Source organism: Massilia sp. NP310 (genome assembly GCF_019443485.1).
GTDB classification, from domain to species: Bacteria; Pseudomonadota; Gammaproteobacteria; order Burkholderiales; family Burkholderiaceae_D; genus Telluria; species Telluria timonae.
The window spans coordinates 5,096,104-5,112,625 of sequence record NZ_CP080379.1; the positions used below are offsets into that span (position 1 = coordinate 5,096,104).

Below are 16,522 nucleotides of genomic sequence, written 5' to 3' on the forward strand. Positions count from 1 at the left end.
CCGCTCGCGACGGTTTTTCGAGGCGCCCTTCACATCTTGTCCGGCGCCGAGACGCCGATCAGGGCCAGGCCGTTGCGCAGCACCTGGCGGGTGGCGGCGGCCAGCGCCAGGCGGGCCAGCTTGAGCGACTCGTCGTCGTCGAGCAGCCACTTGTGCGCGAAATAATAGCTGTGCAGCTCGCCTGCCAGTTCGCGCAGGTAGAACGCGACCTGGTGCGGGCCGAGTTCGGCCTGCGCGCGCTGCAGCATCTCGGGATAGGCCGCCAGCTTGGCCAGCAGCTGCGACTCGTGCGATTCGGTCAGCGGCGACAGATCCGCCTTGGCCAGGCTGGCGACGTCGCCGCCCCAGTTGGCCAGCGCCGAGCAGATGCGCGCGTGGGCATACTGCACGTAGTAGACCGGATTCTCGTCATTGGTCGCGAGGGCGACGTCAACGTCGAACACGAACTCGGTGTCGGCCTTGCGCGAAATCAGGAAGAAACGCACCGCGTCGCGGCCGCGCGTGACGTCGCCATTGCCCGACCATTCGATCAGGTCGCGCACGGTGACGTAGGAGCCGGCGCGCTTGGAGATCTTGACCTCTTCGCCGTTCTTCATCACGGTGACCATCTTGTGCAGCACGTAGTCGGGATAGCCCTGCGGGATGCCGATGTTCACCGCCTGCAGGCCGGCGCGCACGCGCGCGATGGTGCCGTGGTGGTCGCTGCCCTGGATGTTGATCGCCTGGTCGAAGCCGCGGCGGAATTTCTGGATGTGGTAGGCGACGTCGGGCACGAAATAGGTATAGGTGCCGTCGGACTTGCGCATCACGCGGTCCTTGTCGTCGCCGTAGTCGGTGGTCTTGAGCCACAGGGCGCCGCCGTCTTCATAGGTCTTGCCGGCATCCACCAGGGCCTGCACCGCGGCTTCCACCTTGCCGTCGGCGTACAGCGACGATTCGAGGTAGTAGTTGTCGAACTTGACGCCGAATGCCTGCAGGTCCTGGTCCTGCTCGTTGCGCAGGTAGGTCACGGCGAAGCGGCGGATCGATTCGATGTCATTCACGTCGCCGCTGGCGGTGGCGGGTGCGCCGTCGCTGGCCGACACGGTCTTCTTGGCCAGGAAGTCGGCCGCGATGTCGGCGATGTAGTCGCCGTTATAGGCCGACTCCGGCCATTCGGCGTCGCCCGGCTTGAAGCCGCGCGCGCGCGCCTGCACCGAGGTGGCGAGGGTGGCGATCTGGACGCCGGCGTCGTTGTAGTAGAACTCGCGCGTCACTTCGATGCCCTGCGATTCGAACAGCGACGACAGCGCATCGCCCAGCGCGGCCTGGCGGCCGTGGCCGACGTGCAGCGGACCGGTCGGGTTGGCCGAGACGAATTCGATGATCGCATGGTGGCCGCTGGCGGCGCCGGCGCGGCCGAAGGCTTCACCCTGCTCGAGCACGCTGCGCACCACCGACTGCTTGGCGGCGGCGGCCACGCGCAGGTTGATGAAGCCGGGGCCGGCAATCTCCGCCGATTCGATCAGGCCCTGCGCGCCCGGCTCGGCCTGCAGCGCGGCGACCAGGCGGGTGGCCAGTTCGCGCGGATTGGTCTTGAGCGGCTTGGCCAGCTGCATGGCGATATTGCAGGCGATGTCGCCGTGCGAAGGATCGCGCGGACGCTCCAGCACCACATTGGGGGCCAGGTCGGTGCCGGCGACGATCGGGGCGAGGGCTGCCTGGAACAGGGCAACGATTTGTTGTTTTTGTTGGGCGAGCATGGGAATGGTCGAAAAATTAGGTACTACGGATGGACGGCGCCTATTATCGGGAAGACGAGCAGGCAAACAGTGAACATTATACTAGTTTGATGCCACGCTTTGGCTGGCCACGGCGTTCGCGATTGGCGGTTCAACAACCATATTAAGCGTCGCCAAAGGCATAACCGTTACAATGGGAGCCCATTTTCGCAACATTTTATTCGCCATGACTGACAAGCGTCCAACGCTCACCCTGAAACCCAAGGCCAGGCCCGCCGCCGACCGGCGCGCGCCAGGCGCGGTCGGCCGCAACCCGGTTCCGGCCGGCGCTGCGGCAAAGGGTCCTGCGCGGGGGCAGGGCGGTCATGGCAAGCCCGGTCCGAGCGCATCAGGCCAGCCCCGGCCGGCAGATCCCGACCGCCGCCCGGTCGGCAAGCCGCCTCGGGCGCAGGGTGGCGACTTCCCCGGCCAGCAGCCGCGTGCGCAGCGTGAAGAAGCGCCGCGTCTGCGCCAGAGCCACGAAGTGAAAGTCGCGCCGCAGCGCGACTACCGCCCCGACCTCAAGTCCGATTCGCTGGCGCTGGCGCTGCTCGGCGCCGCCAGCGCCGTGGCGCGCGTGCGCGGGGGCAGCGCGCTGCCGCAGGCCCTGGCTGCCGTCTTCGGCGCCTACGACGCCACGCCGCAGGCGCGCGGCGCGATCCAGGACATCGCCTACCGCACCATGCGCCAGCTGGGCCGCAGCGAGACCCTGCTGGGCCTGATGACCAGCAAGGCGCCCGAGCCGCCGATGCTGGGCGGCCTGTTGTGCGCGGCGCTCTCCCTGCTCGATCCGCCCGAGGGCCAGGCGGCCCCGTATGAGGCCTTCACCGTGGTCGACCAGGCCGTCAACGCGGCCGCGGCCCATCCCGATTTCGCCCATGCCAAGGCCATGGTCAACGCCGTGTTGCGGCGCTTCCTGCGCGAGCGCGAGGCGCTGGTCGCAGAAGCCCTGCGCGAGCCGCTGGCGCGCTTCAATTATCCGCAGTGGTGGATCGACACCATGCGCGCGGCCTATCCGCGCGACTGGGAAGCCGTGCTCGAGGCCGGCAACGTCCATCCGCCGCTGACCCTGCGCGTCAACCGCCGCAAGACCGATGTCTCTGCCTATCTGCACGCCCTGAACGAAGCCGGCCTGCAGGCCGAGCAGGTGGGCTTGACCGCGGTGCGCCTGGCCCAGGCCATCAACGTGGCCCAGATCCCGGGCTTCGCCGACGGCGTGGTGTCGGTGCAGGACGCCGGCGCCCAGCTGGCCGCGCCGCTGCTCGACCTGAAGGACGGCATGCGCGTGCTGGACGCCTGCGCCGCTCCCGGCGGCAAGAGCGGTCACATCCTCGAGACCGCCGACGTGCAGCTGACCTCGGTCGACGCCGACCCGGCGCGCCTGGCGCGCGTGGGCGACAACCTGGGCCGCCTCGGCCTGGACGCGACGCTGCTGGCCGCCGATGCCGGCAGCCGGGACTGGTGGGATGGCCGTCAATACGATCGTATCCTGGCCGACGTGCCGTGCACCGCCTCGGGCATCGTGCGCCGCCACCCGGATATCCGCTGGCTGCGCCGCAAGTCGGATACATCCCAACTTGCAACACTTTCTTCCAAAATACTCGACAATCTTTGGCAGATGTTGCTGCCCGATGGTAAATTGCTGTTCGTGACATGTTCGCTCTGGCCCCAGGAATCGGAGGCGCAGGCAGCCGCTTTCGCGGCTCGCCACGACGCAGTCCGCCTTGATGCGCCGGGCCAACTCCTGCCGCTCGGCGGCGCCGGACAGGATCATGACGGTTTGTTCTACGCCCTGTTCCAGAAGAAAGCGGCGTAAGTTCTTTTACACTACGCGCATTTTTTAAGGCCCCGGCTCACCCGTGACGTTACGACTTTTACGCCTCCTCGCCTGCCAGCTGCTGCTGGCGCTTGCGTGCGTTGCTGCGTGGGTACCGGCGCAGGCGGCCGACGGGATCGAGATCAGCCGCGCCGCGATCGAAGCGAGCGACGACGGCTACCGGCTCAACACGGTCTACGATTTCGAGCTCAATAGCGGCCTGCGGGATGCGCTCCAGCACGGTGTGCAACTGCATTTCACCACCGAGATCGAGCTGGTGCGGCCGCGCTGGTGGTGGCGCGACGAGCGGGCGGTGTCCGCCAAGCGCACCATCCGCATTTCGTATGACGTGCTGACGCGCCAGTATTACGTGACGGTGGTCGGCTCCTTCCAGGAGCGCTTCCAGACCTTCGAGGATGCGATGTTCATGGTGCGCCGGCCGACCCGCTGGCTGATCGCGCCCAAGGGCAAGCTCAAGCCGGGCGAAGTCTACGAAGTCTCGCTGCGCATGTACATGGACCGCGAATACCTGCAGAAGCCGCTCCAGGTCAACGCCCTCAACGATTCCGACTGGCGCCTGACGTCCAGCCGGAAGACCTTTACCTATCGTGCAGAGTAGACCGGTCAACCAGGTCTTGCGCTACGCCCTCGTCGTGGGCTGCGCGGTAGTGTGCATCCTGCTGTTCCTGCTCGCGTCGGCCTCGGCCAATTCCGAATTCCTTGGCCGCTACTACGGCTGGCTGATCGGACTGATCGGCGCGGTGGCCTTCGTGCTGCTGGCCTTCGTCGCGGTCGCCCTCGGCCGCCTGTATTCGCGCCACAAGGCCGGCAAGTTCGGCTCGCGCCTGATGGCGAGACTGGTGCTGCTGTTCGCCGGCATCGGCATCCTGCCCGGCGTCGTCATCTTCATGGTGTCGGTGAATTTCGTCTCGCATTCGATCGACTCGTGGTTCGACGTCAAGATCGAGTCGGCGATCGAGTCGGGCCTGAACCTGGGCCGCGCCGCGCTCGACGAATCGCTGGCCGAACTGGGCGCGACCGCGCAGACCGCCGCCGCGACCCTGGCGGGCCAGGGCGACATGAGCGCGCAGCCGGTGCTGGCGCGCCTGCTGGCCGACACCAGCGGCCTGCAGAGCGCGATGCTGGTCGACGAGAAGGGCGCGGTGCTGGCCGCGGCGCTGGAAGACCGCGGCGCCAACCTGGCGGCCGACGCGCCCAACGAACGCATGCTGAAGAGCGCCGCCATGCCGGGCGGGTATGCGCTGGCCGAAGGCGGCGTCGACCGCGACCTGAGCGAAGAGGGGCTCGACGGCGTCTCGAGCGCGCTCGACGCCGTCACGGGCCTGCGCCTGCGCGTGGTGCTGGCCGTGCCCGAGCCGCCCGGCGCGCCGCAGCGCTACCTGCAGCTGCTGCAGTCGGTGCCGGTCAACCTGGCCTCGAACGCCGAGGTGCTGCGCTCGGCCTACAGCGAATACCGCCTGCGCCTGGAAGCGCGCACCGGCCTGCGCAAGATGTACATCGGGATGCTGACCCTGACGCTGCTGCTGGCGATCTTCGGCGCCGTCGGCAGCGCCTTCCTCATTGCCGGCAACCTGGCGCAGCCGCTGCTGGTGCTGGCCGAGGGCACGCAGGCGGTGGCCGAGGGCGACCTGTCGCCCAGGCCGATCGTCCAGACGAAGGACGAACTTGGCACGCTGACGCAATCGTTCAACGCCATGACCGGCCAGTTGTTCGAGGCCAGGAGCGCGGTCGAGCGCAACCGCGCCGCGCTGCAAAGCGCCAAGGCCCACCTCGAATCGGTGCTGGCGAATATGTCGGCCGGCGTGATCGTGCTCGACGCCGAGGGCCTGGTGGTGAACTCGAACGACGCCGCCTACCGCATCCTGCAGGTGGAACCCGGCGCGATGGCCGGGCCGCTGGCCCGGATCCCGGGACTGGAGCACTTCTCGAACTGCATCACGCGCGCCTTCTCGGCCCAGAGCGCGCACTCGGCGGCCGAGCGGCGCAAACGTGCGCACTGGCAGCAGCAGATCGAGATCCCGCGCCGCGGCAGCGGCGACGACCACGACCACGACCTGGTGCTGCTGGCGCGCGGCTCGCGCCTGCCGGTGGGCGCGGACAGCGGCTTCATCGTGGTGTTCGACGACATCTCGGACGTGATCACGGCCCAGCGCTCGGTCGCCTGGGGCGAGGTTGCGCGGCGCCTGGCGCACGAGATCAAGAACCCGCTCACGCCGATCCAGCTGGCGGCCGAGCGCATGCAGATGAAGCTCGAGGACAGCCTGCCGCCGAAAGAGGCCGAGCTGCTCAAGCGCGGCACCACCACCATCGTCAACCAGGTCGACGCCATGAAGCGCATGGTGGACGACTTCCGCGACTACGCGCGCACGCCGCCGGCCATGCTCGAGCAGCTCGACCTGAATGGCCTGATCGGAGAAATCCTGAACCTTTACCTGGCCGAGGATGGCAATGACGTCATCCACGCCAGCCTGGCGCCGAACCTGCCGCGCGTGATGGGCGACGCCACCCAGCTGCGCCAGGTGATCCACAACCTGGTGCAGAACGCCCAGGATGCGCTGGTCGACCGCGGCCCCGACGCGCCGCCCCCGCGCGTGGACGTGAGCACCGAGACCATCCACTACACCGGCGCCGACGGGCTCGCGGGCACCGCGGTGCGCCTGGCGATCGTCGACAACGGCCCCGGCTTCGCGCCGCGCATCCTGGCGCGCGCCTTCGAACCCTATGTCACCACCAAGGCCCGCGGCACCGGCCTCGGCCTGCCCATGGTCAAGAAAATCGTGGACGAGCACGGGGGCCGGATCGACGTCGGCAACCGCAGCGATGGAACTGGCGCAGCGGTATCGATTTTGCTGCTAAAGTTAGCCCAAAATTCAGCCCCATCAGCAAACTTGGCTTAAGTGCAAAAAAACTTATAAAATTGCACACGTGACGGGTAGAAGATCAGGAAGGTAGAAACGATGGCGAACATACTCGTAGTTGACGATGAAATGGGCATCCGGGAACTCCTGTCGGAGATTCTCGGCGACGAAGGCCATGCCATCACCCTGGCCGAGAACGCGCAACAGGCGCGCGAGGCGCGTGCGGCCGCGACGCCAGACCTGGTGCTGCTCGACATCTGGATGCCGGATACCGATGGCGTGACCCTGCTCAAGGAGTGGCAGCGCGACGGCATGTTGACCATGCCGGTCATCATGATGTCGGGCCATGCGACCATCGACACGGCGGTCGAGGCGACCCGCATCGGCGCCCTGAATTTCCTCGAAAAGCCGATTGCCCTGCAAAAGCTGCTCAAGGCGGTCCAGCAGGGCCTGACCCGCGCGCAAGAGGTGGCGCGCGCACCGATGGCGCCGCCGCGCCCGATCGCGCCGAGCGCGCCGCCGGTGGCGAGCGACGCCGCCATCGCCGCCCCCAGCGCGCCGATGTTCGCGTCCCCCGGCGTGCAGCCCGGCCCAGGCGTCGGCATGGGCAACGGTACGCGCATGGTGCATGCGGTGTCGCAGGGCGAGGGCACCGGCTATACGCTGTCGTTCGACCTGCCGCTGCGCGAGGCGCGCGACGCCTTCGAGCGCATGTACTTCGAGCACCACCTGGGCCGCGAAGGCGGCAGCATGACGCGCGTGGCCGAGAAGACCGGCCTCGAGCGCACCCACCTGTACCGCAAGCTCAAGCAGCTCGGCGTCGAACCGGGCAAGCTCGCCAAGAAAGGGGGATGATGGCCCGCGCGGCCACCGTCCTCGTCACAGGGCCCAGCGCCGCCGCCCGCGAACAGGCGATCGCGGCGCTGCTGGCCGTTCCTCCCGCTGCCGTTTCCGATCCTGGCGCGCCTGGCGCCGGCGCAGCCACGTCGCGCGACTTCAGCGCGGTCATCCTCGAAGGCCTGGGCGTGGCCGCCACGCCGCTCGAGACCGGCCCCGGCATGCAGGTCGTGCGCATCGCTCCCGGGTGTTTGTGCTGCGACGGCAATCTCGTTTTGCGTGTAACATTGAATCGACTGCTGCGCCAACGCCCGGGACGCCTGTTTCTCGGCCTGGCGAGCAGCGAACACCTTGATCAGTTGCGATCGTGGCTTGCAGCGCCGCCATACGATCAGCTGTTGGCACTGAACCCGACCGTCCACGCCTGAAGGCACTTGACGGTCTTGAAATCGGTTCGGACAGCCCCACCTCTGAAGCGAAGTGAACAGCCTGCCGTACGCCGCCATGCGGCAGGGTTGCACTAATTTCTGATCGAAGGAGTCATCATGAACATGATCTATAACAGCGAACAGTACAGCGTCGTCGAGTTCGGCGTCGACCGTGAACTCGAAGCGCTGCGATTTGGCGGCTTCGAGATCGTCGACAAGGCCGGCCGTCGCGAGGCCTTCATTGGCGGCCGCCTCGCGCAATCGTTCCGGCGCGACGTCAACAACCTGATTGCCAGCGAACCCACCATGGAAGAGATCGACGACTTCCTGGGCTCGTATGACACCCTGATGAGCCAGCCCGTGGTTCTTCATTGAGCACGTGCATTGAGCCAGGACAGCATTTCGCTGCGCTGACGCCCCCGAGCGCCATTGCCACCAGCGGGCGATGGCGCTTTTTTCATCGGTCATGGTAAGCTGCGGGCCATGTGCCAGCTCCTCGGAATGAACTGCAATGTCCCTACCGACATTGTCTTCTCTTTTACCGGCTTCGCCCACCGCGGCGGCCGTACCGACACCCACCACGACGGCTGGGGAATCGCCTTCTTCGAGGGCAGTGGCGTGCGCCACTTCGTCGATCACCAGGCCGCCATCGCCTCGCCGATCGCCGAACTGATCAAGCGTTATCCGATCAAGTCGACCAACGTCATCGCCCACATCCGCAAGGCCACCGTCGGCCACGTGGCGCTGGAAAACTGCCATCCCTTCGTGCGCGAGCTGTGGGGCCGCTACTGGGTGTTCGCCCATAACGGCGACCTCAAGGATTTCGCGCCCGTGCTCGACGGCGCCTTTCGTCCGGTAGGCACCACCGACAGCGAACTGGCCTTCTGCTACCTGCTGCAAAGCATGCGCCGTGAATTCGGCGACACCGCGCCGGGCCGCGAGGAGTTGCGCGCACTGCTCGAGCGCATCATTCCCGGCATCGCCGCCCACGGCACCTTCAATATGATGCTGTCCGACGGCGCCGCGCTGTTCACCCATTGCTCGACCAAGCTGTGCTACGTGGTGCGCAAGTATCCCTTCGTGACGGCCTGCCTGTCCGACGAAGACCTGTCGGTCGACTTTTCGCAGGTGACCACGCCCGACGACCGGGTCGCGATCATCGTCACCGAGCCGCTCACGACGAACGAGGAGTGGACCCATTTCGCGCCGGGTGAGCTGAAGGTGTTCGTCGACGGATTGCCGCAGTAAACACTGTGTATCGATTGTGACAACACCGATGTTTCGCGAATAACGTTCTTCTAATAAATTAGTGCCAAGAAGACACACGCCGGGATGGATGCGGTAAAGTAGTCCGATTGATGCGAGAACGAGAACGAGATGACCGATACCGCCAGCCTCGACGAGGCCTCCCAGCCGCTACGCATGCGCCATTTCTACCTCGCGCGCCAGCCCGTGCTGGACCGCAACCAGGCGCTGTTCGGCTATGAACTGCTGTTTCGCGGCAGCGCCCAGGGCCCGGCCCATTTCGATTCGGGCCTGTCGGCCAGCGCCAGCGTCATCCACCATGCATCCCAGCTCGGCCTGCCGCGTGCGATCGGCGACGCCAACGCCTTCATCAACGTCGACAAGGACGTCTTGATGAGCGATATGTTCGCCTTCCTGCCGCGCGAGCGCACGGTGCTGGAGATCGTCGCTTCGGTCGAGCCGGACGACGCCGTCATCGAACGCATGCGGGCCCTGGGCAAGCATGGCTTTCGCTTCGCGGCCGAGGCGGCGGCCCACGGCCCGGCGCTGTCGCGCCTGCTGCCCGTGATCGACTTCGTCAAGATGGATTTGCGCGCGCTGCCGGCCGTGACCCTGCTGTCGCTGGCGCCGCGCCTGCGCACCACGGGCAAGCGCCTGGTGGCCGAAAAAGTCGAGAACCACAGCGAATACCGCACCTGCCTGGACATCGGCTTCGACTACTTCCAGGGCTATTATTTCGCCAAGCCGTCGGTGCTGGCCAGCCGCAAGCTGTCGCCGTCGCAGACGACGGTGCTCGACCTGGTGAACCTGGTGGCGTCCGACGCCGACAACGCCGAGATCGAAGGCGTGGTCAAGCGCGAGGTGACGATCGGCCTGAACCTGCTGCGCCTGGTGAACACGCCGGCGGTGGGGGCGGGGCGACGCATCGAATCGATCAGCCAGGCCCTGACCCTGCTGGGCCGGCGCCAGCTGCAGCGCTGGCTGCAGATCCTGCTGTATGCCGAGCCGGACGTGCGCGGCCACAGCCAGAGCCCGCTCCTGCTGCTGGCCACCACGCGCGCGCGCCTGATGGAGCTGCTGGCCCAGCGCCTGCGTCCGGGCCAGAAGAACGTCGCCGACGTCGCCTTCACGGTCGGCATGATGTCCCTGATGGACACGCTGTTCTGCATCCCGATGATGGACATCGTGGAGCAGATCCCCGTGATCGACGAAGTGCGCGCCGCGCTTCTGCAGCGCAGCGGCTTCTTCGGCGAGCTGTTGAAGCTGGCCGAATCGATCGAGCGCATGGACGACGAGGGCGACGACCTGCTGGCGGGCCTCAAGAGCCTGTCGATGGACGGCGACGACCTGGCCGAACTCGAGGTGTCGGCGTTCGAGTGGAGCGACAAGGTGGTGCGCTACGCGATCTGAGCGCCGCACACTCGGCGCGTCACGAAAAAAACGCCGCGGATCTCGCGGCGTTGTGTTTTACAGGTTCGGCGCTAGGTGGCGCTCCACCTCGGCCTTGTCCATCCCGCGCCGCCGCGCCATGTCCTCGACCTGGTCGTCGCCGATCTTCCCGACCACGAAGTACTTCGATGCCGGGTGCGCGAAGTAGAAGCCCGACACCGCCGCGCCCGGATACATCGCGAACGATTCGGTCAGCTCCATGCCGATCTCCCCGGCCTGCAGCGTGCGGAACATGTCGGCCTTGACCGTGTGCTCGGGGCAGGCCGGATAGCCCGGCGCCGGGCGGATGCCCTGGTACTCCTCGGCGATCAGCGCCTCGTTCGACAGGGATTCGTCCGCCACGTAGCCCCACAGGTCGGTGCGCACGCGCTCGTGCATGTATTCGGCGAAGGCTTCGGCCAGGCGGTCGGCCAGCGACTTGAGCATGATCGACGAGTAGTCGTCATGCGCCGCCTCGAAGCGCTGCTCGTGCTTCTCGATGCCAAGGCCGGCGGTCACGGCGAACATGCCGATGTAATCCGGGATGCCGCTCTCTTTCGGCGCGATGAAGTCGGCCAGGCACTGGTTGGGGCGCTGCACGCCGTCGACGACCGGCCTGACGCCCTGCTGGCGCAGGCCGTAATACGTAAAGGCCACCTGCTCGCGCGATTCGTCGGTATATACCTCGATGTCGTCGTCGTTCACCGTGTTGGCCGGCAGCAGGGCGATCGCGCCGTTGGCGGTGAGCCAGCGGCCTTCGATGATCTTCTTGAGCATGGCCTGGCCTTCGGCATACACCCTGGTGGCGGCCTCGCCCACCACCTCGTCGGTGAGGATGGCGGGGAAGGGGCCGGCCAGGTCCCAGGTCTGGAAGAACGGGCCCCAGTCGATGTAGCGCGCGATCAGGCCCAGGTCGACGTTCTTGAACACGCGGCGCCCGATGAACTTCGGCTTGACCGGCGCGAACGAGAGCTTGGCCTTGTTGGCGCGCGCCTGCTCGAGAGGCAGCATCGGCAGCGCCTTCTTGCCGGCGTGCTGGATGCGGATGCGCTCGTAGTCCTGGGCCAGTTCGATGATGTAGGCGTCGCGGGTGTCGTCGGTCACCAGCGCCTGGCCGACCGAGACCGAGCGCGACGCGTCCGGCACGTAGACCACCGGGCCGTCGTAGTGCGGCGCGATCTTGACCGCGGTGTGGGCGCGGCTGGTGGTGGCGCCGCCGATCAGCAGCGGCACCTGGCGCTCGCGGAACCACGGGTCGCGCTGCATCTCGCGCGCCACATGCGCCATCTCTTCGAGCGACGGCGTGATCAGGCCCGACAGGCCGACCATGTCGGCGTTTTCTTCCTTGGCCTTGGCCAGGATGTCGGCGCAGGGGACCATCACGCCCATGTTCACGATCTCGAAGTTATTGCACTGCAGGACCACCGAGACGATGTTCTTGCCGATGTCGTGCACGTCGCCCTTGACGGTGGCGATCACCATCTTGCCCTTCGGCTTGGCGACGATGCCGGTGCGCGCTTCTTCCGCCGCCTTCTCTTCTTCGATGAACGGCACCAGGTGCGCCACGGCCTGCTTCATCACGCGCGCCGACTTGACCACCTGCGGCAGGAACATCTTTCCCTGGCCGAACAGGTCGCCGACGATGTTCATGCCGTCCATCAGCGGACCTTCGATCACGTGGATCGGACGGCCGTTGGCTGCTGCGACCTGCTGGCGCATCTCTTCGGTGTCTTCGACGATCCATTGCGTGATGCCGTGCACCAGCGCATGCGCCAGGCGCTTCTCGACCGGCGCGTTGCGCCACTCGAGGTTCTGTTCCTGTTTGGCGCCGCCGGCCTTGAGCGTGCCGGCGAATTCGATCATGCGTTCGGTGGCGTCCTTGCGGCGGTTGAGCACCACGTCTTCCACGCGTTCGCGCAGCTCGGGATCGAGGTCGTCGTAGACGCCGACCATGCCGGCGTTGACGATGCCCATGGTCAGGCCGGCCTTGATCGCGTGGTACAGGAACACGGTGTGGATCGCTTCGCGCGCCGGGTCGTTGCCGCGGAAGCTGAACGAGACGTTCGACACGCCGCCCGAGATCTTCGCGTGCGGCAGGTTGTCGCGGATCCAGGCGCAGGCTTCGATGAAGTCGTTGGCGTAGTTGTCGTGCTCTTCGATGCCGGTGGCGATGGCGAAGATGTTCGGGTCGAAGATGATGTCTTCGGGCGGGAAGCCCACCTGTTCGGTCAGCACCTTGTAGGCGCGTTCGCAGATCTCGATCTTGCGCGCGAAGGTGTCGGCCTGGCCCTGCTCGTCGAACGCCATCACGATCACGGCGGCGCCGTAGCGGCGGCACAGGCGCGCCTGGCGGATGAATTCCTCCAGGCCTTCCTTCATCGAGATCGAGTTGACGATGGCCTTGCCCTGCACGCACTTCAGGCCCGCCTCGATCACCGACCACTTGGACGAGTCGATCATCACCGGCACGCGCGAGATGTCGGGTTCCGACGCGATCAGGTTCAGGAAGCGCGTCATGGCCGCCTGCGAATCGAGCATCGCCTCGTCCATATTGATGTCGATGACCTGGGCGCCGTTCTCGACCTGCTGGCGCGCCACCGACAGCGCCTCGTCGAACTGCTCGTTCAGGATCATGCGGGCGAAGGCCTTCGACCCGGTGACGTTGGTGCGCTCGCCGACGTTCACGAACAGCGACGATTCGTCGATGGTGAAAGGCTCCAGGCCCGACAGGCGCATCGCGACCGGCACTTCCGGCACCTGGCGTGGAGCCTGGGTTTCCAGGATCTTCGCGATCGCCGCGATGTGCTCGGGCGTGGTGCCGCAGCAGCCGCCGGCGATGTTGATGAAGCCGGCGTCGGCGAATTCGCGCAGCAGGGCGGAGGTGTCAGCCGGCAGCTCGTCGAAGCCGGTGTCGCTCATCGGGTTGGGCAGGCCGGCGTTCGGGTAGATGCACACGAAGGTGTCGGCGATTTGCGACAGCTCCTGCGCATAGGGGCGCATCAGCGCCGCGCCGAGCGCGCAATTCAGGCCGATCGTCAGCGGCTTGGCATGGCGCACCGAATTCCAGAAGGCCGGCACGGTCTGGCCCGACAGGATGCGGCCCGAGGCGTCGGTCACGGTGCCCGAGATCATCAGGGGCAGGCGCGGCGTCTCGGGATGCTCGTCGAAATACTGGTCGATCGCGAACAGCGCCGCCTTGCAGTTCAGGGTGTCGAAGATGGTCTCGACCAGCAGCAGGTCGGCGCCGCCATCGACCAGGCCGCGGACCTGTTCGTGGTAGGACGCGACCAGCTGGTCGAAGGTGATGTTGCGCGCCGCCGGGTCGTTGACGTCGGGCGAGATCGAGGCGGTCTTCGGGGTCGGCCCCAGGGCGCCGGCGACGAAGCGCGGCTTGTCAGGGGTTGAATATTTGTCGCAGGCGGCGCGCGCGAGCCTGGCCGCTTCGACGTTCATCTCGTAGGCCAGGTGCGCCATGTGGTAATCCTCCTGCGCCACGCCGGTGGCGCCGAAGGTATTGGTCTCGAGCAGGTCGGCGCCGGCGGCGAGATAGCGCTCGTGGATTTCCTGGATCACCTGCGGCTGGGTGAGCGTGAGCAGCTCGTTATTCCCTTTCACGAACAGCTCGCGCTGGCCTGCTCCCTCGGGCGCCGCGAAGTTCGCGAAACGCTCACCGCGGTAGGCCGCTTCATCGAGCTTGTACTGCTGGATGATGGTGCCCATCGCGCCATCCAGGATCATGATGCGGCGCGCGAGGATCTCGCGCAGCTGGGTTTCGATCGGGGAGACGGGATTGGTACGGGCGTTCATCGTGTTTTTCCGAAGGTGCGGCTTGACAGGCCGGTTGAGAAAGGGCGGTCTACGATTATACGTCAAGCGGCGCGATAGGCCCGGCAGTGGGGGTGTGTATGTATCGTTATGTATTCAACGCCGCATGCGTTACATAGCGTTACATTTGTTGGGGTGGCTGCAATCTTTACGATACATGGCGAGACGACAATCAAGGTCCGCCTCCACGAGTGGCGAACGTATAGATGGGATAACCGCATGAACAAAGAATACCAACCGGATTGGGATCAGCCTATGGACCGCAACCCGGAGCCAGCAATGTCGTCGAAGCCACAAGTCGCCAGCAATGGTGTGAAACAGATCGTCACGATCCGCCTGGATGTGGATATGCTTGAATGGTTCAAGGCCGCAGGTCCCGGCTACCAGACCCGCATCAACCAGGTTCTGCGTGAACACATGGACGCCCAGCGTACGTCGCAGGCGTAGGGGTGGCGGCTTTGCCGCCGACGCGGTGATCGTTATCGGTTGATCGCCGCAACCGTTTTGCACGTCATCTCCGCCCGCGGGGACGACGTGTTATGAAATCGACTTCAGGAGCGCCGCGAGCGCTTCAATTGAACGTCAACCCCGCCAGCGAAAACCCTTTCAGGAATTCCGCCGCCTTCAGGCGCTTGCCGCCAGGCTTCTGCAGCTCGTTCAGGCGCAGCGCACCTTCTCCGCAAGCGACCACGATGCCGCCGGCGTCGGCCTGCAACACCGCGCCCGGTGCGCCGCTGCCTTCAACCGCTTCGGCCGACCAGAACTTCACCGCCACGCCATCGACCACCCCGTTCGCGCCGGGGAAGGGGTTGAAGGCGCGCACCTTGCGCGCCAATACCGCGGCCGGCAGGCTGAAATCGAGCTTCGCTTCTTCCTTGCCGATCTTGGCGGCGTAGGTCACGCCTTCGTCCGGCTGCGGCACGGCGGTCAGCTCGCCGGCTTGCATCTTGCGCAGCGCGTCGACGATCATGCGTCCGCCCAGCGCGGCCAGCTTGTCGTGCAGGCTGCCGGTGGTATCAAGCGGGTCGATCGGCAGGCGCTCCATGGTCAGCATCGGCCCGGTATCCAGGCCTTCTTCCATCTCCATGATGGTCACGCCGGTTTCCAGGTCGCCCGATTCGATCGCGCGGTGAATCGGCGCGGCGCCGCGCCAGCGCGGCAGCAGCGAACCGTGGATATTGATGCAGGGACGGATGTCGAGCGTGCTGCGCGGCAGGATCAAGCCATAGGCCGCGACCACCATCACGTCGTAGTCGATCGACTGCAATTGCTCGTGCGCGGCGCGGGCCTGGGCGGCGCGCTCCGGATCCTTGGCGTCCATGCGCAGCGACAGCGGCTGCGCCACCGGCATGCCGTGCGCCAGCGCGTACTGCTTGACGCTGGATGCCTGCAGTTGCATGCCGCGCCCGGCGGGGCGGTCGGGCTGGGTCAGGACCAGCGGGATCTCGAAGCCGGCCTCGTGCAGGGCACGCAGGGCGACGGCGGCAAATTCGGGGGTGCCGGCGAAAACGACTTTCATGTCACCGCCGCAATCAACGGCGGGCGGCGCGCTGGGCGGCGTCGCGCTGCATGCCGCGTTCTTCCTTCTGCAGCTTGGCCTTGATGCGGTTGCGCTTGAGCGGCGACAGGTATTCGACGAAAACCTTGCCCATCAGGTGGTCCATCTCGTGCTGGATGCACACGGCCAGCAGGCCGTCGGCCTCGACCTCGAACGGCTTGCCGTCGACGTCGAATGCGCGCACCTTGACCCGGGCCGGGCGCTCGACGCCGTCGTAGATGCCGGGCACCGACAGGCAGCCTTCGTCGTAGACCTGCTTTTCTTCGCTGGCCCAGGTGATCTCGGGGTTGATGAAGACCATCAGCTTTTCTTGCGCTTCGGTCACGTCGATGGTAACCACGCGTTCGTGCACGTCCACCTGGGTGGCGGCCAGGCCGACGCCAGGCGCGTCGTACATGGTTTCCGCCATGTCGGCCACCAGCTTGCGCAGGCGCTCGGTGCCGAATTCGGTGACCGGCTTGGCGACCTTGTGCAGGCGCGGGTCGGGGTAGCGGAGGATGTCGAGAAGTGCCATATCGGATCGGATGTCGGTGGAGTTGTCTAGGTTGAACGGGTACTTGGCTGGCAGGCAAGACAGGACGCAAACCCGCCACACGCCCTGGCGCGCAGACCTCGGTTTGCTTGCTAGTTCAGGGATTTGTGTGCAGAATTTGATTCTATACAGCAACCCTTCCGTGAGCGGGGAGCGGTACGTCGTGCTGTCTCTCGCTGCGGCCGGGCCGGATGACGGAGCGGCCTGTTCAGCA

At 66.3% G+C, this 16,522-nt stretch carries 13 protein-coding genes; 9 read left to right on the forward strand and 4 right to left on the reverse strand.

The window, feature by feature from the left end; translation table 11 throughout:
• Positions 1–29 precede the first annotated feature (29 nt).
• Positions 30–1,742 carry an arginine--tRNA ligase gene (gene argS, locus KY496_RS22475; RefSeq protein ID WP_184239677.1) on the reverse strand — a complete coding sequence of 571 codons (1,713 nt, stop codon included), beginning with the start codon at positions 1,740–1,742 and terminating at the stop codon, positions 30–32.
• 205 nt (positions 1,743–1,947) lie between these two features.
• Between argS and rsmB the strand changes: the two genes are divergently transcribed.
• From rsmB to KY496_RS22515, 8 genes are all read left to right on the forward strand, one after another.
• Positions 1,948–3,576 (forward strand): 16S rRNA (cytosine(967)-C(5))-methyltransferase RsmB, encoded by a 1,629-nt coding sequence (rsmB, locus tag KY496_RS22480; protein ID WP_229520339.1) that lies wholly within the window; start codon positions 1,948–1,950, stop codon positions 3,574–3,576.
• 43 nt (positions 3,577–3,619) lie between these two features.
• Positions 3,620–4,195: a DUF4390 domain-containing protein gene (locus KY496_RS22485; RefSeq protein WP_005667854.1), complete on the forward strand. Its 576-nt coding sequence runs from the start codon at positions 3,620–3,622 to the stop codon at positions 4,193–4,195.
• Complete coding sequence (locus tag KY496_RS22490; protein ID WP_219862521.1) at positions 4,185–6,494, forward strand: ATP-binding protein; 2,310 nt, start codon at positions 4,185–4,187, stop codon at positions 6,492–6,494. The genes KY496_RS22485 and KY496_RS22490 overlap by 11 nt, the downstream gene beginning before the upstream one ends.
• A 60-nt stretch (positions 6,495–6,554) precedes the next feature.
• Positions 6,555–7,310 carry a response regulator gene (locus KY496_RS22495; protein ID WP_005667858.1) on the forward strand — a complete coding sequence of 252 codons (756 nt, stop codon included), beginning with the start codon at positions 6,555–6,557 and terminating at the stop codon, positions 7,308–7,310.
• Positions 7,307–7,720 carry a GTPase gene (locus KY496_RS22500; protein ID WP_219862523.1) on the forward strand — a complete coding sequence of 138 codons (414 nt, stop codon included), beginning with the start codon at positions 7,307–7,309 and terminating at the stop codon, positions 7,718–7,720. The genes KY496_RS22495 and KY496_RS22500 overlap by 4 nt, the downstream gene beginning before the upstream one ends.
• Positions 7,721–7,837: 117 nt before the next feature.
• Entirely contained in the window at positions 7,838–8,095 is a 258-nt protein-coding gene (locus KY496_RS22505) for a DUF3567 domain-containing protein (RefSeq protein ID WP_005667861.1), read from the forward strand.
• 108 nt (positions 8,096–8,203) lie between these two features.
• Complete coding sequence (locus tag KY496_RS22510; RefSeq protein ID WP_005667864.1) at positions 8,204–8,968, forward strand: class II glutamine amidotransferase; 765 nt, start codon at positions 8,204–8,206, stop codon at positions 8,966–8,968.
• Between the two features lie 129 nt (positions 8,969–9,097).
• On the forward strand, positions 9,098–10,375 hold the full coding sequence (locus KY496_RS22515) for an EAL and HDOD domain-containing protein (protein WP_219862524.1): 1,278 nt from the start codon (positions 9,098–9,100) through the stop codon (positions 10,373–10,375).
• Positions 10,376–10,432: 57 nt separating this feature from the next.
• Here KY496_RS22515 and metH read toward each other — a convergent pair whose 3' ends face one another.
• Positions 10,433–14,200 (reverse strand): methionine synthase, encoded by a 3,768-nt coding sequence (gene metH, locus KY496_RS22520; RefSeq protein WP_219862526.1) that lies wholly within the window; start codon positions 14,198–14,200, stop codon positions 10,433–10,435.
• Between the two features lie 273 nt (positions 14,201–14,473).
• Between metH and KY496_RS22525 the strand changes: the two genes are divergently transcribed.
• On the forward strand, positions 14,474–14,665 hold the full coding sequence (locus KY496_RS22525) for a BrnA antitoxin family protein (RefSeq protein ID WP_005667870.1): 192 nt from the start codon (positions 14,474–14,476) through the stop codon (positions 14,663–14,665).
• A gap of 124 nt (positions 14,666–14,789) precedes the next feature.
• Here the strand turns inward: KY496_RS22525 and fmt are convergent, their stop codons facing one another.
• Positions 14,790–15,737: a methionyl-tRNA formyltransferase gene (fmt, locus tag KY496_RS22530; protein ID WP_219862527.1), complete on the reverse strand. Its 948-nt coding sequence runs from the start codon at positions 15,735–15,737 to the stop codon at positions 14,790–14,792.
• 13 nt (positions 15,738–15,750) lie between these two features.
• Positions 15,751–16,290 (reverse strand): peptide deformylase, encoded by a 540-nt coding sequence (gene def, locus KY496_RS22535; RefSeq protein ID WP_005667874.1) that lies wholly within the window; start codon positions 16,288–16,290, stop codon positions 15,751–15,753.
• Positions 16,291–16,522: the final 232 nt, after the last annotated feature.

Excerpts from the sequence above, each read along its gene's own strand:
- metH (WP_219862526.1), bottom strand. The coding sequence starts at position 14,200 with ATGAACGCCCGTACCAATCCCGTCTCCCCGATCGAAACCCAGCTGCGC.
- KY496_RS22500 (WP_219862523.1), top strand. The coding sequence starts at position 7,307 with ATGATGGCCCGCGCGGCCACCGTCCTCGTCACAGGGCCCAGCGCCGCC.
- argS (WP_184239677.1), bottom strand. The coding sequence starts at position 1,742 with ATGCTCGCCCAACAAAAACAACAAATCGTTGCCCTGTTCCAGGCAGCC.
- KY496_RS22525 (WP_005667870.1), top strand. The coding sequence starts at position 14,474 with ATGGACCGCAACCCGGAGCCAGCAATGTCGTCGAAGCCACAAGTCGCC.
- fmt (WP_219862527.1), bottom strand. The coding sequence starts at position 15,737 with ATGAAAGTCGTTTTCGCCGGCACCCCCGAATTTGCCGCCGTCGCCCTG.
- def (WP_005667874.1), bottom strand. The coding sequence starts at position 16,290 with ATGGCACTTCTCGACATCCTCCGCTACCCCGACCCGCGCCTGCACAAG.
- KY496_RS22510 (WP_005667864.1), top strand. The coding sequence starts at position 8,204 with ATGTGCCAGCTCCTCGGAATGAACTGCAATGTCCCTACCGACATTGTC.
- rsmB (WP_229520339.1), top strand. The coding sequence starts at position 1,948 with ATGACTGACAAGCGTCCAACGCTCACCCTGAAACCCAAGGCCAGGCCC.
- KY496_RS22505 (WP_005667861.1), top strand. The coding sequence starts at position 7,838 with ATGAACATGATCTATAACAGCGAACAGTACAGCGTCGTCGAGTTCGGC.
- KY496_RS22495 (WP_005667858.1), top strand. The coding sequence starts at position 6,555 with ATGGCGAACATACTCGTAGTTGACGATGAAATGGGCATCCGGGAACTC.
- KY496_RS22515 (WP_219862524.1), top strand. The coding sequence starts at position 9,098 with ATGACCGATACCGCCAGCCTCGACGAGGCCTCCCAGCCGCTACGCATG.